Origin of the sequence: Pseudomonas sp. A25(2017), assembly GCF_002001065.1 — a bacterium.
GTDB lineage: Bacteria > Pseudomonadota > Gammaproteobacteria > Pseudomonadales > Pseudomonadaceae > Aquipseudomonas > Aquipseudomonas kilonensis.
Window position 1 is genome coordinate 36,053 of record NZ_MUOA01000111.1, and the last position, 24,855, is coordinate 60,907.

General features: G+C 62.4%; 17 protein-coding genes. 2 read left to right on the top strand and 15 right to left on the bottom strand.

The features are described 5' to 3' along the window. Positions 1–121: 121 nt before the first annotated feature. The 14 genes from B0E42_RS26195 to B0E42_RS26260 form a co-directional block, all read right to left on the bottom strand. The gene (locus tag B0E42_RS26195) at positions 122–1,039 is read right to left on the bottom strand and encodes an autotransporter outer membrane beta-barrel domain-containing protein (RefSeq protein ID WP_053180005.1); all 918 of its coding nucleotides are present in this window, start codon (positions 1,037–1,039) and stop codon (positions 122–124) included. A gap of 294 nt (positions 1,040–1,333) precedes the next feature. Further along, positions 1,334–3,757, bottom strand: a complete 2,424-nt coding sequence (locus tag B0E42_RS26200; protein WP_077508342.1) for an autotransporter outer membrane beta-barrel domain-containing protein — start codon at positions 3,755–3,757, stop codon at positions 1,334–1,336. A gap of 180 nt (positions 3,758–3,937) precedes the next feature. Further along, entirely contained in the window at positions 3,938–4,702 is a 765-nt protein-coding gene (locus tag B0E42_RS26205; protein ID WP_371915908.1) for an endonuclease/exonuclease/phosphatase family protein, read from the bottom strand. A 291-nt stretch (positions 4,703–4,993) separates the two neighbouring features. Then, on the bottom strand, positions 4,994–5,758 hold the full coding sequence (locus B0E42_RS26210; RefSeq protein ID WP_018601365.1) for a PIG-L deacetylase family protein: 765 nt from the start codon (positions 5,756–5,758) through the stop codon (positions 4,994–4,996). 249 nt (positions 5,759–6,007) lie between these two features. Continuing rightward, positions 6,008–8,167 (bottom strand): glycogen debranching protein GlgX, encoded by a 2,160-nt coding sequence (glgX, locus tag B0E42_RS26215; protein WP_077508348.1) that lies wholly within the window; start codon positions 8,165–8,167, stop codon positions 6,008–6,010. A 220-nt stretch (positions 8,168–8,387) separates the two neighbouring features. Further along, positions 8,388–8,711: a DUF2934 domain-containing protein gene (locus B0E42_RS26220; RefSeq protein ID WP_018601361.1), complete on the bottom strand. Its 324-nt coding sequence runs from the start codon at positions 8,709–8,711 to the stop codon at positions 8,388–8,390. 20 nt (positions 8,712–8,731) lie between these two features. Next, positions 8,732–11,518, bottom strand: coding sequence for a malto-oligosyltrehalose synthase (locus B0E42_RS26225; protein ID WP_077508351.1), 2,787 nt, complete (start codon positions 11,516–11,518; stop codon positions 8,732–8,734). Further along, positions 11,515–13,593, bottom strand: a complete 2,079-nt coding sequence (gene malQ / locus B0E42_RS26230; RefSeq protein WP_077508354.1) for a 4-alpha-glucanotransferase — start codon at positions 13,591–13,593, stop codon at positions 11,515–11,517. The genes B0E42_RS26225 and malQ overlap by 4 nt, the downstream gene beginning before the upstream one ends. Beyond that, entirely contained in the window at positions 13,590–15,392 is a 1,803-nt protein-coding gene (treZ, locus tag B0E42_RS26235; protein WP_053179997.1) for a malto-oligosyltrehalose trehalohydrolase, read from the bottom strand. Before treZ ends, malQ begins: the two co-directional genes overlap by 4 nt. Positions 15,393–15,399: 7 nt before the next feature. After that, the gene (gene glgA / locus B0E42_RS26240) at positions 15,400–16,971 is read right to left on the bottom strand and encodes a glycogen synthase GlgA (RefSeq protein WP_018601354.1); all 1,572 of its coding nucleotides are present in this window, start codon (positions 16,969–16,971) and stop codon (positions 15,400–15,402) included. Positions 16,972–17,618: 647 nt separating this feature from the next. Continuing rightward, entirely contained in the window at positions 17,619–18,587 is a 969-nt protein-coding gene (locus tag B0E42_RS26245) for a D-2-hydroxyacid dehydrogenase family protein (protein WP_077508357.1), read from the bottom strand. A gap of 11 nt (positions 18,588–18,598) precedes the next feature. Next, the gene (locus B0E42_RS26250; RefSeq protein WP_077508360.1) at positions 18,599–19,630 is read right to left on the bottom strand and encodes an alpha/beta fold hydrolase; all 1,032 of its coding nucleotides are present in this window, start codon (positions 19,628–19,630) and stop codon (positions 18,599–18,601) included. Positions 19,631–19,715: 85 nt separating this feature from the next. Next, on the bottom strand, positions 19,716–20,150 hold the full coding sequence (locus tag B0E42_RS26255) for a YqaA family protein (RefSeq protein ID WP_014338249.1): 435 nt from the start codon (positions 20,148–20,150) through the stop codon (positions 19,716–19,718). Beyond that, complete coding sequence (locus B0E42_RS26260; protein WP_077508363.1) at positions 20,150–20,596, bottom strand: DUF411 domain-containing protein; 447 nt, start codon at positions 20,594–20,596, stop codon at positions 20,150–20,152. Before B0E42_RS26260 ends, B0E42_RS26255 begins: the two co-directional genes overlap by 1 nt. Positions 20,597–21,401: 805 nt before the next feature. Between B0E42_RS26260 and B0E42_RS26265 the strand changes: the two genes are divergently transcribed. Beyond that, positions 21,402–21,590, top strand: a complete 189-nt coding sequence (locus B0E42_RS26265; RefSeq protein ID WP_018601337.1) for a hypothetical protein — start codon at positions 21,402–21,404, stop codon at positions 21,588–21,590. A 9-nt stretch (positions 21,591–21,599) separates the two neighbouring features. Here the strand turns inward: B0E42_RS26265 and B0E42_RS26270 are convergent, their stop codons facing one another. After that, a complete protein-coding gene (locus B0E42_RS26270; protein WP_046064314.1) occupies positions 21,600–21,980 on the bottom strand; it encodes a fe2+ zn2+ uptake regulation protein in 381 nt (126 codons plus the stop codon). Between the two features lie 295 nt (positions 21,981–22,275). Between B0E42_RS26270 and B0E42_RS26275 the strand changes: the two genes are divergently transcribed. Then, positions 22,276–24,624 (top strand): acylase, encoded by a 2,349-nt coding sequence (locus tag B0E42_RS26275; RefSeq protein WP_077508366.1) that lies wholly within the window; start codon positions 22,276–22,278, stop codon positions 24,622–24,624. The last annotated feature ends 231 nt before the right edge of the window (positions 24,625–24,855 follow it).

Consider the following 24,855-nt stretch of genomic DNA (forward strand, 5'->3'; position numbering starts at 1 on the left):
TTATGTAGGCGCGGTGTAGGAGCTGACGAGTGCAGCGAGGCTGCGATCTTTCCCCAGACACTTGAGTCCCAAGCGAAAGATCAAAAGATCGCAGCCTTCGGCAGCTCCTACAGAGCCGGCATCACCAGCGCATCCGTACCCCCATGCTGGTAATGATGCCGTTGAGGTCGTTGTCGTCGACGTCACTGCTGTAATCGGCACTGACATACAGGCTTACCGCCGGCGTGACCCGGGCCACCAGGCCCAGGCCGACTTCGACGGTGGAGGACTTTCGGCTGCTGCTGATCTTGTCGACCTTATCCAGGGACAAGGTATCGGCGCTCTGGACCGTATGCCACAGGTTGGTTCGCACATAGGGCTCCATGCCGAGACCGTTGACTTGGTAATTACCTTTGAGTCGTGCGCCGACGCGGCCACTCCAGCTGTTCAGTTCATTGCCGGTGCCGCTTTCGGCATTCGGTGTGTCGAGGGTGATGCGCTGGTTGATCAACTGCGCCTGGGGTTCGACGACCCAGTGGGTCCCGATGCCAATCGGAAAGCCGCCCTCGACCGACAGCGTCACGGCATTGCCTTCGCTGGCCTGGCGCTGGCCTTGTTCGGTGCGGCTGTAGCCATTGACCCGGCCGCCGCTGGCGCTCAGGTCCACGTGCCAGCCGGCGGGGCCGGTCAGGCTCCAATAGGCGCCGAGGCTCGAGCCTGTCAGGTTCAGGGCATCTTTGCCCGGCTCGGCCATCGCAGGCGTTACCAGCTGGCCACTTCCCGTTGAAATGATCTGGTTTTGCCCGCTGATCAGGCCCATGCGCTGGGTATGGCCGCTGTCGTTTCGCAATGTGAACAGGGCGGGGCTCTTGCCGGAGGCGGGGTCACTGCCGATGAATGCGGTATTGAGGGTGTCGGACTGTGCTCGGCCATACCAGGGCTGCACTGTCTCCTCGGCAGGCCAGGCCTGTACCTCCATGGAGGAAAGCAGCAACAACGAAGTGGAGAGGGTGTGGAGGGTGGCGGTGGAGATATCTTGCGGACGGAGGGAAGTTTTCATGGGGGCCTGCCTTGCAATCGCATGCGTTTCTCGCTTTTTGGCGTCTCTCCTACCCCGAATGAGGGGCGACCGAATGGATTGAGGCAAGCCTTTGGCGGCCCGTCTTGGCGGGTTCCAGAGGCCTGCCCCTGACTGTACTTCCGGGGGTAGTACGGTGTAGTCAAGAAGACCGATGGCGGCGCGTCAAGAAAATGAACGATGAATGGCAAGATGAAATCAGCGTCAATAAGACGCTGATTTCAATTGGTTATTAAGGCGAGTATTTGGGCGTCAAATCATCGTCGCAGAACCTGCCTACCAGCTGATCCGTACACCGAGATTGCCCGACACACTGCGTTGCTGAAGGCTGTCGAGGTTGTTGCTGTAGTCCGCTGCGGCGTAGACGCTGACCGTGGGTGCCAGGCTCACGATGACGCCGACACCCAGGTCGCCGGTGGACGCGCGCTGCTGGGTCTCGACCCGCTCAGTGTCGTCGAACGTCACCGTATCGGTGCCGGAAAACGTGTGCCAGAGGTTGGCGCGCAGATACGGCTCCACGGGCATGCCGCTGACCTGGTAGCGGCCCTTGAGGCGAGCGCCGAGACGGCCGGTCCAGGCACTGTCGGAATCGAACTCGACCTTGGACACGCCGTCGTCTTGCGTGTCCAGGGAGACCTTCTGGTGGATGATCTGCACCTGGGGTTCGAGGACCCAGTCGGCGGCCACCGCGAAGGGGTAACCGGCTTCCGCCGAAAGGGTCAGGGCGTGCCCGCGATTATCGATTTTCAGGCCGCGTTCGGAGCGGTTGTCGCCGTCCAGTCGCGTGCCCATCACCACGGCGTCGACGTAGCCGCCAGTGGGGTCGGTGAGCGTCCAGTAGAGCCCGTAGCTGTCGCCGTCGAGTTCTATCTTGCCGGCGCGTCGGCCTTCGAAACCCAGGTTGAACCCATCGACGTTACCGTTCAATTCGGTATGGCCGACGAAGAAACCAATGCGCTGGGTCTGTCCACTGGACAGCGGCGAACTGTACAGGTCATTGCCCACCTGGAAGCCCTTGATCGACCCATCGAACCGCGGCGTCACCGTGCCGGCCCAGGTTTGATCCAGGTCCTTGCCATAGACCCGGCCCCAGCCCGCACCGAACGCGCCGTTTTCCGTGAGCAGGCGCTGGTCGCCCTGGCGGTCATGGAACGTGCCCAGGGCCATCAGGGTCAGTTGTGCCGCTGCCGGGGGCAATACCGACCAGGTCGGCACTTCCGGCCGGTACAGAGGAATGGGCGCTGCGCCGGGTACTGCGACCGGCAGTACGGGCAACGTCGGGCTGGGCGCCGCTACCGGTCCGGCGACCACAGTGGAACGAAGGTACCAGTTGTTTTCATTGCCGGTTACGCCGCCCTTGAACAAGCGGTAATCGAATGCCCCGGCCGAGACCGATTGTGCCAGCGAAAAGGCGCCGCTATCACTGACCGCGCCCCCTTGGGCCTGGACCACTTCGATGCCATCCTGAGCCGTCTGTGCGCCCGTACCGCCCAGGTTCGTGACCGTGATGGCGGTACTGCCGGTGAGTGTCCCGCCATTGACCACCAGCTTGTCGCTGGGGGAGTCGTCGGCGCCGAGTAGCGTTTGCAGGCGCAACTGGCCATTGTTACCGACGTAGTTGCCCTGGACAGTGAGGGTGTCGTTGGTGCGGGTGTTGCCCTGGGTGAGGTCTACGGCGCCGGCATTGTTGAGCGTCGCCAACTGACCGGCAGTAAAAGGGGCAATGACGCCTTGGGTCGATGTTAGCGTGCTGCCGGATTCTATGTTGAGCGTCCCGGTGGCGGTGGCGCTGTCCCCCAAGGTCAGGGTGTCGTCAAGGTCCAGTTGCGAGCCTTGGGTGAGGTTGATCGTTTCCAAGTTGAGGTAGCGGGCGCCGGAGCTGGAGGTGCTGCCGCTGAACGTCAAGACGTCCTGGCCCAACCCTCCGTTCAGGCTGGGCGTGGTGGCGAGCAGGCTTTCATCGAGGTTGCTCAACAGCGCCGTGTCGTTGCCGTCGCCCATCAAAATGGCCGAATGAATGAGGCCGCCGCTCCACTGCAACTGGTCATCGCCGGCACTGGCCCGGACCTCGCCGATGATTTCGCCACCGCTGACGGTAATGCTGTCATTGCCGCCGCTGACGCTGACATTGCCGCCGATGCGTCCTGCGGAGAGGATGATGGTGTCCTGGCCGAAACCGGTCACCAGGTTGCCGATGATATTTCCACCGGACATATCGAAAACGTTGTCATCGAGTTTCATGTCGACCCGGCCAATGGTGCCGTCGGTCATCGTCGCGACGTCGCCGTCTTCGAACGCGTCGACGATAGTGCCGCCGGTCATCAAGAACGTATCGAGACCGTCACCTTGTGCCAGGGACAGGATCCTGCCGCCATTCATGATGAAGTCGTCCACGCCGGAGCCTTGCTGGACATCGCCGTCAATCACGCCGTTGGCATTGATCACGATGCGGTCGACGCCGGTGCCAAACGTGACGTCGCCGCTAATGACGCCACTGCCGTTGGCGGGCATGGTCAGGCTGTTGTTACCCGACAGGTCTGTCAGCCCAGGACTGGTGCCGCTGTCGCAGACATAAGCGTCATCGCCTGCGGTTGGCGTCAGCGTGCAAGCGGCCATGGCGGCCGGGACGGGTAACAGGAAGGGGGCTGATATCCACACAGCGTTGAACAGCCGATTGAATCCTTTATCGTGCCGAATCATGTGCTATCCCTCTGCATCGGCATCCCCGTGGACACCGGTTTCAGCATCGGTTGCACAACAGATGGCACATAGGGCCTGGCAACGCTCGCTGTATGGGATGGCACCCTAGCAATGAAAAACCAGCGTCGCTACTGTCAGAACTTACAGGTCTGCGCGTAGAACACGCCGCAAAGGTCTACCCTACAAATGCACTTCCACCGACAGCGGCAGGTGGTCGCTCAGGTGCGTCCAGGGTTTGTTGCCCAGTATTCGCGGGGCGTGGCTGCTGGCGTTGCGCAGGTAAATGCGGTCCAGGCGCAGCAGCGGGAAGCGGGCCGGATAGGTCCTGGCGGGGCGACCGTGGTGGTGCTCGAAGGCTTCATGCAGATAGCCACGGCGGGCGAGGGCGAGATTGCCACGCAGTTGCCAGTCGTTGAAGTCGCCAGCGATGATCACCGGGGCGTCCTCGGGCAACGAATCGAGCAGTTGGCAGAGCAGTTTGAGCTGTAATTGGCGATGGCTTTCCAGAAGGCTCAGGTGTACGCAGATCCCGTGGACAGCGGCGTGCCCGGGCACATCCAGCACACAGTGCAACAACCCGCGCCGCTCCGGGCCGGTGATGGACACATCGAGATTGCGGAACTGGCGGATCGGGTATTTGGAGAGCAGGGCGTTGCCATGGTGGCCATCGGGGTAGACCGCATTGCGGCCGTAGGCGAAGTCGCTCCACATGCTGTCGGCGAGGAATTCGTACTGGGACGTCTGGGGCCAGTTGTTGTAGCGTGACGCGTGTCGGTCATGTTCGCCCAGCACCTCTTGCAGGAACACCAGGTCGGCGCCGGTACTGCGCACCGCTTCGCGCAACTCGGGCAGGATGAAGCGACGGTTGAGGGCGGTGAAACCCTTATGGGTGTTGACCGTCAGGACCCGCAGTCGATGAACCGCCGCAGGCAGGTCCGATGGCATGGGTTCGACGGTCCGCCAATCGGGATCTTGAGTCACGTTCCCTCCTGAATCAGACGTACCTGTTCATGCGACTGACCCAAGGCGCCGGCAGTTCCGGATTTTTCATATTCCTGCTGGGTTCATCGTACCTGGCCCAGCGCTATCGCGAGCAGGCTCGCTCCCACAGGGAGGGCGGTGGCGTACGCAGATGTTGCATATCCCCGCAAATCCATTGTGGGAGCGAGCCTGCTCGCGATGGCGGTGTCTGAATCACCGCCATCCGCAAACAAAACCGCTTCTACCGGTGCGTACTCAGATGAAGACAATCTCATACGGCAGCCCCATCCGATCCAGGATGACCCGGGGCACCAGGGGGGCGATGCCACTTGCCGGTTCGCCGTTGAGTTGGCTGACGTAGGCGTACATGGCGTGACGCTTGCGGGCGGTGGTCCAGACGTCGAGGCGCAGTTTGCGGGCCCGGTGCCAGGGGATTTTATTTTGCTCGCGGACCGGCCAGTGCCAGGCCCACACCGGCAGTTCGTTGAACGCCACCCCGATCCTGTCGGCGGCCAGGGCCCCGGCGCGCCCGACGGCGTCGTGGTCGCTGTCGCCATCCTGGCGCCAGGTGCTGAACACCACGTCACCGGGGCGCAGGTGACGTGCAATAAAGTCGGTGAGCTCGGCCTCGTGTTCGGCCAGGGCCTTTTCCGGGAAGCCGCCGCGCACCCATTGCAGGCCATGGGCTGCAATGCCCAGGCGATGCAGGGCGTCCACGCTTTCCTGCGGGTGAGGGCGGTGTGTACGCAGGCGCTCATCGGTCCACAGCGGTGAACCGGGATGGATCAGGGCTCCATCGGAGACCGAGATCAGCAACATGGGTTGATCCAGATTGTTCAGCAACTGCAGCAATCCGCCACAGGCGCCGATCTCATCGCCCGGATGCGGGGAGAGGACGACCGCGCGGGCGCCGGCGGGAATGAGCGTCTGGGTACTGATAATCGGGATATCGGCCAGTTGCGCAGCACTGTTCCAGATTTGCGGATGCTGCCGGCCAGGCAAGCGAGAGGCTGGTTTCATGAGAGACATCCTTGTGTGTATTCAATCTTTCAGCCATCTACCGGGCCTACTGTCCGATGACGCCCGCGTGGGTATGACTGCGATTCACAGCGCTCCGAATCCTGGAGACTACCGCATGTGAAGTATTGACCATGTCGGCCGATTCGTCTTGCGAGATGTGTGTCTGAACTGCATTTTTTTCTTCAAACTGGGCTGTGTGCATCGAAAACCGCGTCCTTGCGGTCCTCCTGGCGCTTTACAGCCGGTACTTCATTCCTCTTCTTCGCGTTGCAACTCAAACAGCAGCAGCGAGCGTCCGGTGACGGAGTATTCGGAATCGAAATCGAAGCGCTCCTGGCCACGAACGGTCGGCTGGTTGGTGTCGACCATGCAGGTCCAGAAACTGCCCTCGGGGACTTCCGGCAGGCGGAAGTTGACGATGTCATGGTGCGCGTTGACCACCAGCAACAACGTCGCATCGCCGCCCTTGCGCCGAATGCCGGTTTCCTGGGCGCGGCCGTCCATCAACATGCCGAGGCAGCGACCATGGCTGTCCTGCCATTGTTCAATGGTCATTTCGCTGCCGTCCGGGGCCAGCCAAGTCACGTCCTTGACGCCGATATCCTCGTTGTAGTTACCCACCAGGAACCGTCCGCGCCGCAGGATCGGGTAGGTCAGGCGCAACTTGATCAGGCGCTTGACGAACTTGAGCAGCGCCGCGCCGTCCTCGCTCAGGTTCCAATTGATCCAGCCGACCTCACTGTCCTGGCAATAGGCATTGTTGTTGCCGTGCTGGGTACGGGCAAACTCGTCGCCGGCGACGATCATCGGCGTGCCTTGGGCCAGCAGCAGGGTGGCGAAGAAGTTGCGCATCTGTCGATGGCGCAGCGCGTTGATCTCTGGATCGTCCGTCGGGCCTTCGACGCCATGGTTCCAGGACAGGTTGTTATTGCTGCCGTCCTGGTTGTTCTCGTCGTTGGCCTCGTTGTGCTTGTCGTTGTACGACACCAGGTCATGCAGGGTGAAACCGTCATGGGCGGTGACGAAGTTCAACGAGGCGTACGGACGCCGGCCACGCTGGTTGAACATCTCGCCCGAAGCCGTCATTCGGCTGGCGAAATCGGCGAGCTGGCCGTCGTCGCCCTTCCAAAAGGCCCGTACCGTGTCGCGGAACTTGTCGTTCCACTCGACCCAGCCCGGCGGGAAGCGTCCCACCTGGTAGCCCCCGGGGCCACAGTCCCAAGGCTCGGCGATCATTTTCACCTGGCGCAGCACCGGGTCCTGGCGACAGGCCACGAGAAAGCTGTGGCGCTCGTCGAAGCCGTCATGATAACGACCCAGGATGGTCGCCAGGTCGAAGCGGAAGCCATCGACGTGCATCTCCGTGGCCCAATAGCGCAGGGAGTCGGTGACCATTTGCAGAACGCAAGGATGGCTCAGGTCCAGGGTATTGCCGGTGCCGGAATCGTTGATGTAGTAGCGTTTGTCGTCGGGCATCAGCCGGTAGTACGAAGCGTTATCGATGCCGCGCATGGACAGGGTGGGGCCCTGTTCGTTGCCTTCGGCGGTGTGGTTGTAGACCACGTCGAGGATGACTTCCAGATTGGCCTCGTGCAGGTGCGCGACCATCTCCTTGAACTCGGCGATCTTGCCACTGGCCAGGTAGCGTGGGTCCGGGGCAAAGAAGGCGATGCTGTTGTAACCCCAGTAGTTGGTCATGCCTTTGTGCAGCAGGTGCTGATCATTGACGAAGGCATGGATGGGCAGCAGTTCCACCGACGAGACACCCAGCTTGCGGATATGCTCCAGCACATCGTCGACCATCAGCCCGGCGAACGTACCGCGCACGTTCTCCGGCACCGAAGGGTGACGCATGGTGAGGCCGCGTACGTGGGTCTCATACAGGATGGTCTTGTCCCAGGGCACGCTGCCCCGATGGTCGTGACCCCAGGTGTGCGCCGGGTCGATAACCTTGCACTTGGGGACGAACGGGGCGCTGTCGCGCTCATCGAAACTGAGGTCGCCATCGGGATGGCCGATGGTGTAACCGAAGAGGGCTTCGGACCACTTCAATTGGCCGACCAGTTGCTTGGCATACGGGTCGATCAGCAGCTTGTTCGGGTTGAAACGGTGGCCGTTCGCCGGGTCGTATGCACCGTAGACGCGGTAGCCATAGATCAACCCTGGGTGGGCGTCCGGCAGATAGCCGTGGTAAATCTCGTCGGTGTACTCCGGCAGCTCGATGCGTTCGAGTTCGACTTCGCCGGCATCATCGAAAATGCACAGTTCCACCTTGGTGGCATTGGCTGAAAACAGCGCGAAATTGACCCCGAGGCCATCCCAGGTTGCACCCAGTGGAAAAGGCAGCCCCTCACGAATCCGCGAAGCCTCGATCACGGGCGGCGGCGTGGTTTTGTTTGGACGGGTCATAGTTGCTCCTGCAAAAGACAGACAGATACAGCGATGCGGTTCACTTGTGGCGAGGGGATTTAGCGAAACGTCGCACCGCCCCGCTATGTGGGACAACGTTGCTTTTCTGTGGGAGCAAGGCTTGCCCGCGATGAAGCGATGCGCTCCTTCAGAAATCGAGGCGCCTGTTTCGCGAGCAAGCTTTGCTCCCACCTGGCAACGAGACCGATAGGGGGATGAATCAAACCGCCGGCGGCTTGCGTGTGGCCCGTGGCTTTTTGTCTGCGGTGGTCGCAACAGCTTTGGCCGCAGGCTTGGCCTTGGGGGGCGTGCTTTTTGCGGCGGTCTTGGCCGTGGTGCTCTTGGCGGCAGCAGGCTTGACGCCATCGGTTTTGCTGGCCGCTGATTTGCTCGCCGCCTTGGGTGGCTTGCTCGGCGCCAGTGCTTCGGCTTCGGCCAGTTTGCGCGCCATCTCCCAATGGCGTTTCTCCTGCCCGGCGGGCTTACCCTCGGACTCCCAGATCTGATAGGCGAATTCGCGAATGCGTTTATCGTCGGTACTCATCGCAGTGCTCCTGATTCAACTCAAGGTTGGATAAAGACATTGACCGGGAAATTCCCCAGCGCGGTGCTGATCAGCAGCTCCCTTTGGGGTGTGACTGTTGCGCTTGAAAAAAGTCCCTTCAGTTTTTCATCCCCAGCGGCGAACGGTAACGACACACGGGTATCGCCCCAATCCGACGCAGCCACCAGCGGCACGGCACTGTTTTCCAGCAACGGCGCCGCATGGACAGGTACAACAATGATCGCCCGTTGTTGCGAGTCTTCACGCATGAAGGCCAGTACTCGCTCAGCTTGCTCACCGAGCACTTCCAGGGGCTGGTAGCGACCCTGGCGCCATAGCTGCGGATACTCGGCTCGCACGGCCAGCGTCCTGGCGATCAATGCCTGTTTGACTCGGCCGTCACGCCAATCGCGTATCAACGCGGCTGGCGTGCTGTCGGCCCCTAACGCCTCGCGGCGTGCCTGGAAATCCACCGGGCGACGGTTGTCCGGGTCCACCAGGCTGAAATCCCAGAACTCGTTGCCTTGGTACAGGTCCGGTACGCCGGGTACGGTCATGCGCAGCAAAGTTTGCGCCAGACTGTTGAGGGCGCCCGCCGGGGCGATGGCCTGGACCGCCTCGGCGATGGCGCTGCGCAAGGGCAACCCCTCATCGCCCAGCAGTAACCGTTCGAGGAACATCTGGGTGGCTTGCTCATAGGCATCGTTGACCGCCGCCCAGCTGCTTTGCAGCTTGGCTTCCCGCAGGGCCTTGCGTTGCCATTGCCACAGGCGCTCGTTGTAGGCGGCCAGGGCCTTGTGGTCCTGGAGGTCGAGGTCCAGCGGCCAGCTGCCGAGCAAGGCCTGGTACAGAATCAGTTCATCACCGGCCGAGGGCGCCGCCGGGTCGCTGTGCAGCGAAGGCGAAAGAATGCGCCATTGCTCCACGCAGGCGGTGTACCAATCGGCGCGTTCGCTGAGCACGGCCAGCCTGGCGCGGGTGTCTTCGCCGCGCTTGTGGTCGTGGGTAGCGGTGGTGATCAGGTTGTCGGGAAAATGTTCGAGTCGATCGAGGCCTGCTTGATGGAACTCCTGGGCCGGGGCGCTGAAGCGCTCGGTGTTATAGCCCACGTCATTGCGCGACAACAGCACCGCCGAGCGATAGAGCGCGGTGTCCTCCACGGCTTTGGCGGCGGCCGGCGAGGTCAGTTGCTGGAAACGCACGCAGGCATGGCGCAGGCGTTTACGCTGGCTACCGCGCGGGCGTTGCCGCCAGGGCATCCCACCGAGCCAGCCGGCCAGGCAGTCGAGCACTGGCCAGTCGGCTTCGCTGAGGGTTTGCCGGGCGCCTTCCAGGGCCTGGTTGAAAAACACCTCGTCTTCGATGGAGTGCCCCGCAGGTGTGATGTAGGTGCGATACACCGGAAAGTGCACGATCAGTTCCTGCAAGGCCCGCCGAATCGCGCCCAGGGTCAGGTCGCGGGTCATCACATCGTCACGGGCCACTTGCAGCAAGGCCTGGGCGACGCTTTCGAAGTCTCCGGCCAGGGAGCCATTGAGGATCTGCTGGCGGGCCAGGCGGGCTTCTTCGATGAAGTGCGCTGGCCGCTCGCTATGCCGGCTCCAGAATTCGGCAAGGGGGGCGGCACCGGCCGGGTCATGCTGGAGCAGCGAGACCTGGTTCATGAATTCGTAACCGGTGCTGCCGTCGATGTTCCAGTCCCGCCGCAACGTTTCGCCGTCGCCAAGGATCTTCTCGACGAAAATCGGCAGGTGTCGGGTCGGCGACAGCGAATCGACGCGCCTGCGCAATTTGCGGCAGTAACCACGAGGGTCGGCAAGGCCGTCGATGTGATCGATGCGCAGGCCGTCCACCAATCCTTCGTCGATCAATTGGAAAATCTTGGCATGGGTCGCCTCGAATACCGCCGGACGCTCGACCCGCAGCCCACCCAGTTCGTTGACATCGAAAAAGCGCCGCCAATTGATGTCGTCCGCTGCCGTGCGCCAGCTGGCGAGCCGGTAGCTCTGGCGCTCGAGCAGTTGGTGCAGGCGCTCGAAGCCTTCGGGGTCGGTAGAGTCGTAGCCGCCCAGGTTGTCCTCGATGGCGGCGAAGATGTCCGCTTGTGCCGCCAGCTCCTGCAACTCTGTTTGCAGCGGGCGGGCGAGGGTGTGGGCGTCGGTCTGGTAATTCAGCGTGGTAAAGCGATCGGCCAGGGCCTTGAGCGCTTCGGTTTGCTCGGCGGGCAAGGTTTCGGCGGGTTTGAGCAGTTCGCCGTAGTGCATCGGGCAAATCGGGAAGCGGTGTTCGTAGTGCTCGACGTAGAAGCTGCCGTGGTTGGCATCGAAGTGCAGCTGCAAGGTGCCTTCCTGCAACGCCACGCCATAGTCGCTGCCCAGGAACGGCAGCAGCAATTGGCCTTCCATCAGTGGGTCGGGGGAGTGCCACTGGATGTCGAAGAATTCACCGTAGGGGCTCAGGCGCCCCCATTCCAGCAAGTCCAGCCACCAGGGGTTGTCGTTGCCGCCGACGGCCATGTGATTGGACACGATGTCGAGGATCAAGCCCATCCGATGCTCGCGCAAGGTCGCGACCAGGCGCTTGAGCGCGGCTTCCCCTCCCAGTTCGGGGTTGACCAGGGTCGGGTCGACGACATCGTAGCCGTGCATGGAGCCGGCGCGAGCCTTGAGCAGCGGCGAGGCATACAGGTGGCTGATGCCCAGCGAAGCGAAGTACGGCACCTGGGGAATGGCATCGTCCAGGGTGAAGCCTTTATGAAACTGCAGGCGCAATGTTGCCCGCAGGGGTTGGATCAACGGCTGTTTCATCGGTCACGCTCGTTCGCCTGAAGCCTCGCGCAGGCGAGTATTTCCAGGCGCCGGGCAGCGTCCGGGTGATCCAGCAATGCCTGGCTTTGCCCGGCCAGGCGGCGGCGCCAATTGGGGTGGGTGTCGATGGTGCCCGGCAGGTTGGCTTGCTCCTCGATGCCCAGGGCGTCTTCGAGCGGCAACAGCACCAGCGGCGCGCGGGTGTGACCGAGGAAGCGCACGCTGGCATCGAGCACCTGGTCGGTCTCGCGGTGTTCTTCGCGAAAGTTCTGCGGGTCCTGGTTCAGCACCTGGCGCAGGCCTTCGCGTTCGCGCTCGCGGTGTTTGCGCCAATCCATTTCGGTGTGCGAGTCGATCAGGTCGAGCCGGGCGTTCCAGTCGATGTCGTGACCGTGCCACCAGCCATTGAGCGTCGGCAAGTCGTGGGTGCTGGTGGTGGCCAGGGCATTGTCCGGCCAGTCGAGAATGGGCTTGAAGTGGGTGTTGTCCTGTTCGAACAACAGCACGCGCATGCCCAGGATCGAGCGGGCAATGAGTTTTTCGCGCAGGCCGTCGGGCACGGTACCGAGGTCTTCGCCGAGTACGATAGCCTGATGACGATGGGATTCCAGCGCCAATAGGCGCAGCAGGTCGTCCACCGGGTAATACAGGTAGGCGCCATCGCGAGGTGGGGCGTCGTTAGGGATCACCCAGAGCCGTTGCAAACCCATGACATGATCGATGCGCAAGCCGCCGGCGTGGGCGAAGTTGGCCCGCAGCATTTCAATGAAGGCGCGAAAGCCGTTGCGCACCAGGCCTTCCGGGGAAAACGCTGAGATCCCCCAGCCTTGGCCGGAGCGGTTGAGAATGTCCGGCGGGGCGCCCACGGTCAGGGAGGCGAGCAGTTCGTCCTGCCGGCTCCAGGCCTGGCTGCCACCGCCATCGGCACCCACTGCCAGGTCGGCGATCAGGCCGATGCCCATGCCGCTGGATCGGGCTGCGCTCTGGGCGCGCTCCAGGCAGCGGGCGATCAACCATTGGCAAAAAGCGTAGAAGCCGATCTCATCGGCATTTTCCTCGGCGAAATGGGCCAGGGCCGCGCTGCGCGGGTCGCGCCATTCTTCCGGCCAGTGGCGCCAGTCGAGGCTTTCACCCCGGGCGGCGCGTTCGGCCTGCAAGGCCTCGAAGCGGCAATGGTTTTCCAGGGCTTCGCCGCTGGTGTGGCGGAAACTGCTGAAGTCTTCATGCAACGGATGCTCACCCTGGCTGAAGCCGTCGTACAGGGCACGCAGGATTTTTTGCTTGGCCTGGGCGGCGACCGGCCAGTCGATCAGCGGCTGCTCTTCCAGGGTGCGCAGTTGATTGGTCAGGCCGGTGGCGTCGATGGCGGTGCGCAGCGCACGTTCACCGAGGATGGTGCCCGGCGCGGCGTACAGGCTGTTGAAGAACAGTCGGCTTGACGGTGAGTAGGGGCTGTAGCGCCCGGTGTCGCTGCTGAACATCGCGTGCATCGGGCTGATGGCAACGGCCTCGGCGCCGCGCTCGCCGGCCACCCGTGCCAGCTCCTCCAGGGCCTGGGTGTCACCGAAGCCACCGTCACCGGGACGCCTGAGGGCATACAGTTGTGCGCTCAGGCCCCAGGCCCGTGGCGTCGGGTCGTCCACCGCATCGGCCACGCTGTAGCAACGGGCCGGCGCGACGGCCAGGGTGAAATGCTGGTCCTGGATGCTGACGTGCTGATAACCCACCGGGACCATCCCCGGCAGCTTGGCATCGGCATCGAGGTTCAGGTTCAGTGTCGCGCCATCTTCGAGTTTGATTTCGCAGGGTGTCCCCGCATCGAAGTAGCGGCTCAAGTCCAGGCTGACCCCGACGTCGGCGGTGATCAGCGGTGGCAATTGATGGTTCTGTTGCGCTTGCTGCAACTGCAGCAGGCTGGCGTCGATTTCCTGGGCGCTGCCAGCGGGATGACCCAGGCCGGTGAGGACTGAACGCAAGACGGCCGGCGAGACTTTCTGGGCCCGGCCATTGGCATCGATCCAATCCACCGCCAGGCCCGCTCGGCTGGCGAGGATTTCCAGTTGCGCATCGCTCATAGGCGCTCTCCAGTGATGTTGGGCAAGGTTGTCGCCTGCGTCAGACTGACCAGCGCGCTGTAGGGCGCAAGGGCGCCCTGTTGCAACAGACCCATGACTTGCTGCGGATGTTCGAAAAGAATGCGTGCCTCTTCCGGGGCATTGTGTTCGACGGGCTGATCGCCGAGGTTGAAGTCGATGCGCAACACGCTGCCATCGCCCAACCGCCAGCGTGCGCTGATGGCACCATGGCCCAGCACATCGGTGCCCAGGGCCTGGGCACCGGGCAGGCGCGGGACGATCTCTTCACGGCGGATTTTCAGCAGTTGCCGATACAACGCCTCGTTGGCCTGTTGCTCCGGGCATTGCGATTCCAGGCTTGGGCGTGAAGCCTCGAAGGTGCTGGCGGCGTTGGGGTCGGGAATTCGTTCGCGCTGCTGCGGATCGGCAAAGGCAGTGAAGGCCTTGAATTCGTTGCGTCGGCCTTCGCGCACCCGCTCTGCCAGCTCGCCGTGGTGGCTGGTAAAAAACAGGAACGGTTGTTCGGCTGCCACCTCATCGCCCATGAACAGCAGCGGGATCATCGGTGATAACAGCAACAAGACTGTCGCTGCCTGCAGGGCCTGGGGGGCGGCAAGCTGATGCAGGCGTTCGCCCAAGGCACGATTGCCGATCTGGTCATGGTTCTGCAGGAACAGCACGAACGCGCTCGGCGGCAGGTGACTGCTGGGCTCGCCCCGGGCTTCGCCATGGCGATTGAGATGGCCCTGGAAGACGAAACCCTGGCTCAGGCAACGGGCCAGTTGTTCGGTCGGTTGCTCGGCATAGTCGGCGTAGTAGGCGTCGGTCTCACCGGTCAGCAGCACGTGCAGGGCATTGTGCCCGTCGTCGTTCCACTGGGCGTCGTAGACATGCTCCAGCAGGTGGGCCTGGTTGTGTTCGTTTTCCACGGTCAGCCAGACATGCCGGATCGGGTCCACCTGCTCGCGCACCCGGGTCGCCAGCTCCTGGAGAAAGTCCGGATCTTCGATGGCGTGTACCGCGTCCAGGCGCAGGCCGTCGAAACGGTACTCCAGCAGCCACATGAGCGCATTGTCGATGAAGAAGTCCCGCACTTCGCGGCGGCGGAAATCAATCGCCGCGCCCCAGGGCGTGTGCTTGTCTTCACGGAAGAAGCCCTTGGCATAACGGTGCAGGTAGTTGCCATCGGGGCCGAAGTGGTTGTAGACCACATCGAGGATGACGGACAGCCCATGGCCGTGGGCGCTGTCGATCAGATGCTTGAGTTGTTCGGGCGTGCCGTAGGAGGCCTGGGGTGCGTAGGGCAGGACGCCGTCGTAGCCCCAGTTGCGATCACCGGGAAACTGCGCCAGTGGCATCAGCTCGATGGCGGTGATGCCCAGCCCGGCCAAGCGTGCCAAATGCTGTTCGACGCCGTCGAAACCACCCAGGGCGCCCACGTGCAATTCGTAGATTACGGCTTCGTGCCAGGGGCGACCGGACCATTGGGTGTGTCGCCAGGGGTAGGCATGCGGGTCGACCACCACGCTCTGGCGGTCGATGTCGCCGGCCTGGGCGCGCGAGGCCGGGTCCGGCACCTCCAGCTCGCCATCGATGTTGTAGCGGTAGCGGGTGCCGGCGGGGCAACGGGTCTGGATCATGAACCAGCCGTCGGCTTGAGGCAGTAGCGGTATTGAATCTCCAGTGTCGAGCTCGACACTGACAAAAAATGCATCCGGGGCCCAGAGGGCGAAGCGGGTGTGCTCGTCATCCAGCATGACCGCCCCGTGGGTCCATGTTTCAGGCGTCCTTGACGTCATTGTTACCTCATTGTCTGGCCGATTTTCCCAGTGACTTAGCCACCAGCTGTTCGTAGAGTTCGGCGTAGGGTTCCACCGCCTGGCACCAGTTGAACGGCGCCGACATGGCCCGGCAGCGCATGGCGTTGAGCAGGTCGGGGAACTCGAAGACCTTGAAGGCCCGGCTCAAGGCCTGTTTGTAGCTTTCCACGGTGGACTCATCGAACAGGAAACCGGTAATTCCATCTTCGATGGTGTCCGCCAACCCTCCGGTATTGCGCGCCACCGGCAGCGAGCCGAAGCGCTGGGCGTACATCTGGCTCAATCCGCAGGGCTCGTAGCGCGACGGCATCAGCAGGAAGTCGCTGCCGGCGAACATCCGCCGCGCATCTGTTTCGTTGAAGCCGATACGCACGCCGATGCGTCCGGGGAAGCGCAGGGCCAGTTCACGCATGGCCTGTTCTTCCTCCGGTTCCCCACGGCCGATGATGGCGATCTGGCCGCCGGACTCGACGATGAACTCGGCGACCGCTTCGGTCAGGTCCAGGCCTTTCTGGTAGACCAGGCGCGAAACCACGGCGAACAGCGGGCCAGTGGAGTCGTCGAGGCCAAAGAGTTCGCGCACATGGGACGCGTTGACCGCCTTGCCTTCCCAGTCGCCCATGGCGAACTGACGGAACAGGTGGGTGTCGGTGGCCGAGTCCCAGCTTTCATCGATACCGTTGGGGATGCCGCTGAGCAAGCCTTGTTGAGTCTTGGCAGCGAGGAAACCGTCGAGCCCGCAGCCAAACGCCGGGGTGGTGATCTCCTGGGCGTAGGTGGCACTGACGGTGGTGATATGGCTGGAGTAGGCCATCCCGGCCTTGAGGAACGACAGTTTGCCGTAGAACTCCATGCCTTCCTGCTGCAGGGCGTGTTCGGGGATGCCCAGCTCCGGGCAGGACGCCAGGCTGACGACGCCCTGGTAGGCCAGGTTGTGAATGGTAAACAGGGTCGGGGTGCGTTGCCCGCGCCAGTGCATATAGGCCGGCGCCAACCCGGCTGGCCAGTCGTGGGCGTGGACCAGGTCCGGGCACCAGTGGATCTGCGCGAGATTGGCGGCGATGTCGGCGGCGGCCAGGCCCAGACGGGCGAAGCGAATGTGGTTGTCGGGCCAGTCGCGACCGTTGTTGGCACCGTAAGGGGAGCCTTCGCGGGCAAAGAGTTCCGGGCAGATCAGGACGTAGATCACCAGGCCGTCGGCCATGTCCATGCGCCCGATCTTGCAGGGCGGCAGCGCTGCGTGGCCGCCCAGTTCGCCGATGATGTGGATCGGATTGCCGCTGTTCATCACTTGCGGATAACCGGGGATCAGCACCCGGACATCATGCAGCCCGGCCATGGCCCGGGGCAGTGCGGAGGAGACATCGCCCAGGCCGCCGGTCTTGACCAGGTCAGCGATTTCCGAGGTGACGAACAATACTTTCTTGCGGTTGGGATTCTGTCGAACGACGGGGAGCAGTGCCTTGCCGCCGGTGGCCAGCACCGGTGCCGTTGGCGATTCGGCCGCGGGCGGTAGTTGAGAACGGACTTGTTGTGGTTCCAAGGCAGCACTGATCATAAATATCTCCCATTTTCTCGATCTGTTTCCGGCAAGCGCCAGAGCTGTTGTTTCATTGGCCAAATCCTGCGGCCAGGCGCACAAGCGCAACGCAAGGAAAGCGAACGGCTACCCAATGCGGCGAAGCGAATCAGCTGAAGGAGCTGTTGCAATGACCAGTGCAAGGACTGCACCAGTCGCGGTTGCCCTACCTCTAACCTGACCTGTCGCCGTTGCGAAAAGTTTCGACTTTTTTTCGTCTGGATGACCGGTTGGGTTCCCCCCCGGTTAGGCAGTCTAGGTCAGAACCTAGAGCGGTGCGGCTCGGTTCGTCGTATTGTCCGACAATCACGGTTTTTGTCGGCAATCTCTTACACGACAAAGGGGGATACGCACCGACGAAGTGCAGTTTTCTGAAACCAGAAGGGTGTAGGGGAACGGCGTTGTTTCATCGGCGTGCGCGATGGAATGGCGCGATGCACCATTGGAGGGCAGGTGGAATAGAGGCGTATTGATGGCTAATGACACTCCTGAGGACACCCCCATTCTTGTGGGAGCGAGCCTGCTCGCGATGACGGCTGTACATTCAGCATCAATGCAAGCTGATCCACCGCTATCGCGAGCAGGCTCGCTCCCACAAGGTTTTTTCGCGATGCGTAATTCGAGTTCTAAGCTTGGCCCGTGGGCGTCAGCAACCGGATCGGCTGGCCCGCCGCCCAGGCCAGCAGGTCTTCGATCATCAGGGAATAGAACTGCTGGTAATTCTGTCGGCTGACGTAACCCAGGTGCGGCGTGGCCAGTACGTTATCCAGGGTTCGGAATGGATGGGCGGCGGGCAAGGGCTCCTGGGCGAATACGTCCAGGGCGGCGCCGGCCAGGCGCCGGTGTTGGAGGGCGTCGATCAGGGCGGTTTCATTGACGATCGGCCCACGGGAGGTGTTGACCAGCAGCGCCTCGGGTTTCATCCAGCCCAGCGCTTGGGCATCCACCAGGCCGCGGGTGCGTTCGCCGAGCACCAGGTGGATCGAGAGAATATCGGCCTGCTCGAACAGCGCTTGTTTGCTGACGTAGGTCACGCCCACTTCGGCGGCGCGCTCGGCGCTGAGGTTCTGGCTCCAGGCGATGACCCGCATGCCGAACACCTGGCCGAACTGCGCCACCCGGGTACCGATGCTGCCCAGGCCGAGGATTGCCAATGTCTTGCCGTGCAAGTCGCCGCCCAGGCCTTGCTGCCACAGGCCGGCGCGCAGGGCATTGGCTTCCTGCACCAGGTTGCGGGTCAGGGCCATGATCAGCGCCCAGGTCAGTTCGGGCGCGGCGTGCTTGTAGCTGTCGGTGCCACACACCTGGATACCCAGCTCGGCGGCGGCCTTCAGGTCCAGGGCGGCATTGCGCATGCCGCCGGTGAGCAGCAGCTTGAGATTGGGCAGGCGGCGCAGCAGGCCCTCGTCGAACACCGTGCGTTCACGCATCACGCAGATCACTTCGAAGCGCTGCAAGCGCTCGGCAAGGGTGTCGCGGTCAGCGGGATAGTCATGGAGAAACGTCACCTGGCCGACACCGTCCAGTACCGACCAATCGACCACGCCACGTGCCACATCTTGCCAATCGTCTATGACTGCTATTTGCACCGCCATGGAACACCTCGTCAGGGAGTGGGTTTGTCCAGCCAGCCCAACAGCGCCTTGTGGAACCGGTCCGGCTCTTCCATCTGTGGGGCATGCCCCAGATTGGGGAACTCCACCAGGGTCGAGCGGGGAATCAGCCCGGCGACCTGCTTGCCCAGTACCTCGTAGTGGCCCAATTTGGCCTTGACCGCTGGCGGCGCGATGTCGCTGCCGATGGTGGTGGTGTCGGAGGTGCCGATCAGCAGCAGGGTGGGCACGGTCAGGTCCTTGAATTCGTAATAGACCGGCTGGGTGAAGATCATGTCGTAGATCAGCGCCGAGTTCCACGCCACTTGCGTATGTCCCGGGCCTTTGTTCAAGCCAGCGAGCATATCCACCCAACGGTCGAACTCAGGTTTCCAGCGGCCGCCGTAGTAGGTCGTGCGCTCGTAATTGCGAATGCCCTCGGCGGTGACCTTCAGCTCCCGCGCGTACCATTGGTCCACGGTGCGATAGGGCACGCCCAGGGCTTTCCAGTCTTCCAGGCCGATGGGGTTGACCATCGCCAGGCGTTCGACCTGGTCGGGAAACTGCAAGGCGTAGCGGGTGGCGAGCATACCGCCGGTGGAATGGCCGAGGACGACGGCTTTCTGTACGCCGAGGGTTTTGAGCAAGGCCTGGGTATTGCTCGCCAGTTGCTGGAAGCTGTACTGGTAATACTCGGGTTTGCTCGATGTGCAGAAGCCGACCTGGTCGGCTGCGATGACCCGGTATCCGGCCTCGCTGAGGGCCTTGATCGAATCGCCCCAAGTGGCGGCGCAGAAATTCTTGCCGTGCATCAGCACCACCGTGCGGCCATTGACCTTGCCTTGGGCCGGCACATCCATATAGCCCATTTGCAACGACTGGCCCTGGGACTGGAAGGCGAAGTGCTTGAGGGTATAGGGATGTTCGAAGCCCTCCAACTGGGCTCCGTAGGCCGGGCCCTCCGGCGGATTGGCGGCCTGGGCAAACAGGGGCAGGGCGGCGGTGAGGAACAGGCTGGGCAACCAGCGCGCGGTGGTGCGGGGCATGGTCAATCTCCTTGTGGCCGCCGCCGATCCTGGCGCGACCCGATTATGGCGACATTAACCACAGGCAACCGAACGGCCCGAACGTTCAGTCCATCCAGCCCAGTGTCGCCAAAGCGAGAACGCCGTAGCGCAGGCCCTTGGCAAGGGTCACGATCAGCAGGAAGCGCCGCCACGGTTCGCCCATCACCCCGGCCACCAGGGTCAACGGGTCACCGATGATGGGCAGCCAACTGAGCAGCAGCGACCAGCGGCCGAAGCGTTGGTAATGCACGCGAGCCTTGTCCAGGTGGGCCGGGCTGACCGGAAACCAGCGCCGATCCTTGAAGTGCTCCAAGCGTGTGCCCAGCCACCAGTTCACCAGCGAACCCAGGACATTGCCAGTCGTGGCGACCCCCAGCAGCAACCAGACCTCGTGGCGCTCGCTGAGCAACAAGCCGACCAACAATGCTTCGGATTGCAGCGGCAACAAGGTTGCCGCGCCGAAAGCCGCCAGGAACAAGCCGATATAGGCTTCGCCCATCAGTGAGCCGGGTAATCCGCCACTACGGTTTGGGTCCCGTCTTTTTTCAGGCCAATCACTTGATAAGCATCGCTCATGCCGTCCATTTCCATGCCGGGCGAGCCCATGGGCATGCCCGGTGCGGCCACGCCGAGCAAGTCATCGCGCTTGCTCAAGGCCAGCACCTGATCAGCCGGGACATGGCCTTCGACGAATTTGCCGTTGATCTCGGCGGTGTGGCAGGAACGCAGATTCGGCGCGACCCCCAGACGTTGCTTGACCGAACTCATGTCGGTCTCGACATGGTCGTTGACCTTGAAGCCATTTTCTTGCAGATGTGAAACCCATTTTTTGCAGCAGCCGCAGTTGGCGTCGCGGTGCACATCAATGGTGACCGGTTCGGCGGCCTGGGCCAGGGTGGTCATGAACAGGGCGCTCAAGGCGAGCAGGTGCAGGGGGTTGGCCATGGAGGTGGTCTCTTGTCGAACGGTTTGGAGAGAGGATAACAGAGTAGTGAGCGCGAGCTGACGGGGGGCTGAGGCGGGGATTACAGAATTGTCAGGTTGCAAGGGCGAATAAAGTCCTGTGGGAGCGAGGTTGCTCGCGATGGCGGTGGCTCAGTCACATGGGTGTTGGGCTTGCTGGCCTCATCGCGAGCAGGCTCGCTCCCACAGGGGGAACGCGGTCCCCATCAAGAACCAGGTCGGCTATCAGGCCGCCTCGCTTTTGTTTTTGATCTGGGACGCCCCGTTAACCACGCTGGCCGAACGCAGGCATTGTGGAGTGGGCAACCCGGCATGGATGCCGGGTTAGCCGCGCTGGGCCATGGATGGCCCTTCGCGGCGGCCCATGGAGCAATGCCGGAGTGAGGGCATGCCGAGCCTAAGCGAGGCACCAAGTGGTGGGGCAAAGCGCTTTTGGTTACTTTTGGCTGGTCCGGCTCCCGGCTCTTCCAAAAGTGACCCGCTGTAAGAGCGGAACCATAAGCCGCCGTTACCGCAGCAATGGATATGTACCCGGTCAACAAACCCTAGGCCAACTGTTCGGTCACCGCGCTCTGTTGCTCGGCGGCGGGGGCGATCTGGGTGCTCAGGCTGTTGATAGGCTGATACGACGGAACATACATAATTCCTCATGATTAACCGCCGCGGTTGCGCGAATACGCTCCTTCGGCTGTACCATGGGACCCCGTTGGCAGCCCGCCATTCCCGCAATACGGTATGGGCTTGGCAAGTCTTCGGATACAGAACGGATACATTCAGGAAATTGGCAATGACTCATTCACAACGTTTGAAATACTCGATTCTGATCGTCCTCGTCGTCCTGGCAATCATGCTGGGACTGTCCTGGATGCAGGGCAAGGGCATGATCAGCGAGCAGCTGTTTCAATACATCGCCATCGCCGTAGCGATCATCGTGGTGGTGATCAATGGCGTGATGCGGCGCAAGGTCAAGTCCTGAGCGCCGGCTTCAATCCTCGGCCTGGAGCACGGCCATCGCACTGGGGTGCAGGCAGTAGCTTTTATCCGGGTTGAGGGTGACAACGCCCTCGCTGCACAGGCGCTTCAACACTTCACGCACGCTGAGAAAGGACAATGGAATGTCCAGCCCCAACAACTGGCTGTGCACCCCGCGCACGCCCAGGCTGCGGTTTTCGTGGGCGGCCTTGAGCAACGCGTCGATGACTTTGAGGCGAATCAGGCTGGTCCTGAGCCCGAAGCTCTTGAGCAAACGCCTGATGTGGTCATTGCCGCCTCGCTCCGTCGGCCTGTCGAATACACGGTGGGGGGCGCTCAGCGAGACGCCGGTTGCCCTTGGCTTGCCCTCCATGGGCAGTTGCGCGTTACGCATGCAAAAACTCCTTACCAGCCTGATCAGAAAAGGTCACGGATACTCTCCTGTAATAGGACGAACGAGGACGCGCAATCATGAGGGCGATGATGTGAAAAAATTGCCCCTGCTTCGTCAAACCCCCGTGTTCAAACGGTCGCCAGCCATTAATTTTTTTTCATCCGGTTCGTTTTCAAGGTAGGCACATTCCGGTTCAGCACGCGGCATGTGATTTCCCAGGCGGGTCGAGTGTTTGTCTACTGGCGCACCGGTAGCCGTCCTGGTTTCTGAAGTTTCATCAGGAGTGAACGTGAGAATGTCCGTGCAGTTATCGAGGATTGGCCTCGCAGGCGCTTTTCTGGGGATCGCCCTCGGGCTCAGCCCCGTGGTCAATGCGCAAGACGATGGGCAGCAGGCCAGTGCCGAGATCCGTCGCACCCGTTTTGGCGTACCGCATATCCGGGCCCAGGATGAACGCGGGCTGGGTTATGGCATCGGTTATGCGTATGCCCAGGACAACCTGTGCCTGTTGGCCAATGAGATTGTCACGGTGAACGCCCAGCGCTCGCGCTATTTCGGGCCGGAGCAGGTCACGGTCGAAGAGCGGGAGAACCGCGTCAGCGATCTGTTCTTCAGCTGGCTCAACACGCCGCAAGCGGTTTCCGCTTTCTGGCAGGCCCAGACACCTCAAGTGCAGCAACTGGTCGAAGGCTACGTGGCGGGTTACAACCGTGCGCTGGTCGAACGCAAGGCCAAAGGCCTGCCCGAACAATGTGCCAGCGAGTGGGTGCGGCCGATCACGGCGCTGGACCTGGTCAAGTTGACCCGTCGGCTGTTGGTGGAAGGCGGCGTTGGCCAATTCGCCGAGGCTCTGGCCGGCGCGCAACCGCCCCAGGCGACCGCGCTGACGGGCACCCCGGTCACCGGTTTCGCTGCCGCCGCAACCCGGCAGCAGCGTTTTGCCCTGGAGCGTGGCAGCAATGCGCTGGCCATCGGCAGCGAGCGCTCGTTCAACGGCCGCGGGATGTTGCTGGCGAACCCACATTTTCCGTGGGCGGGCGGCATGCGTTTCTACCAGATGCACCTGACCATTCCCGGCAAGCTGGACGTCATGGGCGCGGCGCTGCCAGGCCTGCCGATGATCAATATCGGTTTCAGCCAGCACCTGGCCTGGACCCACACCGTCGACAGCTCGAAACATTTCACCCTGTACCGCCTGCAACTCGACCCGAAGGACCCGACCCGCTATCTGCTCGACGGCAAGTCTGTGCCGATGAGTCAGCAGACGGTTGCGGTGGACGTCAAGCAACCTGACGGCCAGGTGCAGACGATTTCCCGAGTGGTCTATGGCTCGCAGTTCGGCCCGATCGTGCAATGGCCTGGCCGGCTGGATTGGGATAACCGGTTCGCCTACAGCCTGCGGGACGCGAACCTGGACAACGATCGCGTGCTGGCCCAGTGGTACGCCATGAACAAGGCGGTCACGCTCAAGGATCTGCAGGATGCGGTCCATAAGATCCAGGGCATTCCCTGGGTCAATACCCTGGCGGTGGACGACCAGGGGCAAAGCCTCTACATGAACGTGTCGGTGGTGCCGAACGTCGACGCCGAGAAACTGGCTCGGTGCAGCGATCCCCGGGCCGGGTTGCGACTGATCGTGCTGGATGGCTCTCGCAGCGAGTGTGCCTGGGATATCGATTCCAACGCCGTGCAAAAAGGCATTTATGCCGCCGACAAGCTTCCGCAGTTGCTGCGTCGCGATTATGTGCAGAACTCCAACGATTCGGCCTGGATGGTCAACCCTGCGCAGCCGTTGTCCGGTTACTCCCCGTTGATCAGCCAGCAAGGCCAGCCCCTGGGACTGCGTGCGCGTTTTGCGCTGGACCGGATGGGCCAATTGGCCAAGAGCGGGCCGGTGAAGGTCGAGGATTTGCAGCGCATGGTCATGGACGATCAGGTTTACCTGGCTGACCAGGTGATGCCGGACCTGCTCGGCGTGTGCGCCGGTGACTTGGGGGTGGAGGCTTCGGCGTTGGTCGAGGCGTGTGCCAGCCTCATGGCCTGGGATCGCAAGGCCGGCCTGAAGAGCGGCCTGGGGTTCGTGCATTTCCAGCACATCATGGACCGGTTGCAGGCGGTGCCTGATTCATGGCGCGTCGCGTTCGACCCCAAAGACCCGCAACACACACCGCGTGGCCTGGCGATCGAGCGGCCAGCCGTGCTCAAGGCCGTGCGCGATGCCATGCTGGCTTCGGTGGAGACGGTGAAGGTCGCCGGCTTGTCGAAGGACAGCCAATGGCAAGACGTCCAGGTGGCCAGCAGCGGCAGCCGACAGACACCGATTCACGGCGGTCCCGGGGAGCTGGGCATCTACAACGCGATCCAGAGTGTGCCCGGGGCGGACGGCAAGCGGGAGGTGGTCAGCGGGACCAGTTATCTGCAAGTGGTGACGTTTGACGGCAAAGGTCCGCAGGCCCAGGGGTTGCTGGCATTCTCTCTCTCCAGCGACCCGGCATCGCCTTATTCGGCCGACCAGACCCAGGCGTTTTCGCAGAAGCAGTGGAGTGTCTTGCCATTCACCGAACAGCAGATCAAGGCCGATCCGCACTATCAGGCGCTGATTATCCGTGAACGTGATGAGGCGGGCAGGGTGGCGACGCAATAACGGCTGTTGTGCGGTCACATTCAAACTGGATGTAGATTGATCCACCGCTATCGCGAGCAAGCTTTGCTCCCACAGGGGATTTTTGTTGGCCGGGAAATCGCAGGCTGGCACCGATCCAAACTGTGGGAGCGGGCTTGCTCGCGATGACGGCGGCACGTCCAACATCAAGGCAGACTGACCCACCGCTATCGCGAGCAAGCTTTGCTCCCACAGGGGATTTTTTGTTGGCCG

What these genes read in the sequence shown, in the direction of transcription:
- glgA (WP_018601354.1), bottom strand. Translation starts at nt 16,971, where the DNA reads ATGATCAGTGCTGCCTTGGAACCACAACAAGTCCGTTCTCAACTACCG.
- B0E42_RS26250 (WP_077508360.1), bottom strand. Translation starts at nt 19,630, where the DNA reads ATGCCCCGCACCACCGCGCGCTGGTTGCCCAGCCTGTTCCTCACCGCC.
- malQ (WP_077508354.1), bottom strand. Translation starts at nt 13,593, where the DNA reads ATGAGCGATGCGCAACTGGAAATCCTCGCCAGCCGAGCGGGCCTGGCG.
- B0E42_RS26220 (WP_018601361.1), bottom strand. Translation starts at nt 8,711, where the DNA reads ATGAGTACCGACGATAAACGCATTCGCGAATTCGCCTATCAGATCTGG.
- B0E42_RS26255 (WP_014338249.1), bottom strand. Translation starts at nt 20,150, where the DNA reads ATGGGCGAAGCCTATATCGGCTTGTTCCTGGCGGCTTTCGGCGCGGCA.
- glgX (WP_077508348.1), bottom strand. Translation starts at nt 8,167, where the DNA reads ATGACCCGTCCAAACAAAACCACGCCGCCGCCCGTGATCGAGGCTTCG.
- B0E42_RS26245 (WP_077508357.1), bottom strand. Translation starts at nt 18,587, where the DNA reads ATGGCGGTGCAAATAGCAGTCATAGACGATTGGCAAGATGTGGCACGT.
- B0E42_RS26205 (WP_371915908.1), bottom strand. Translation starts at nt 4,702, where the DNA reads ATGCCATCGGACCTGCCTGCGGCGGTTCATCGACTGCGGGTCCTGACG.
- B0E42_RS26265 (WP_018601337.1), top strand. Translation starts at nt 21,402, where the DNA reads ATGACTCATTCACAACGTTTGAAATACTCGATTCTGATCGTCCTCGTC.
- B0E42_RS26195 (WP_053180005.1), bottom strand. Translation starts at nt 1,039, where the DNA reads ATGAAAACTTCCCTCCGTCCGCAAGATATCTCCACCGCCACCCTCCAC.
- B0E42_RS26200 (WP_077508342.1), bottom strand. Translation starts at nt 3,757, where the DNA reads ATGATTCGGCACGATAAAGGATTCAATCGGCTGTTCAACGCTGTGTGG.
- treZ (WP_053179997.1), bottom strand. Translation starts at nt 15,392, where the DNA reads ATGACGTCAAGGACGCCTGAAACATGGACCCACGGGGCGGTCATGCTG.
- B0E42_RS26275 (WP_077508366.1), top strand. Translation starts at nt 22,276, where the DNA reads ATGTCCGTGCAGTTATCGAGGATTGGCCTCGCAGGCGCTTTTCTGGGG.
- B0E42_RS26225 (WP_077508351.1), bottom strand. Translation starts at nt 11,518, where the DNA reads ATGAAACAGCCGTTGATCCAACCCCTGCGGGCAACATTGCGCCTGCAG.
- B0E42_RS26210 (WP_018601365.1), bottom strand. Translation starts at nt 5,758, where the DNA reads ATGAAACCAGCCTCTCGCTTGCCTGGCCGGCAGCATCCGCAAATCTGG.
- B0E42_RS26270 (WP_046064314.1), bottom strand. Translation starts at nt 21,980, where the DNA reads ATGCGTAACGCGCAACTGCCCATGGAGGGCAAGCCAAGGGCAACCGGC.
- B0E42_RS26260 (WP_077508363.1), bottom strand. Translation starts at nt 20,596, where the DNA reads ATGGCCAACCCCCTGCACCTGCTCGCCTTGAGCGCCCTGTTCATGACC.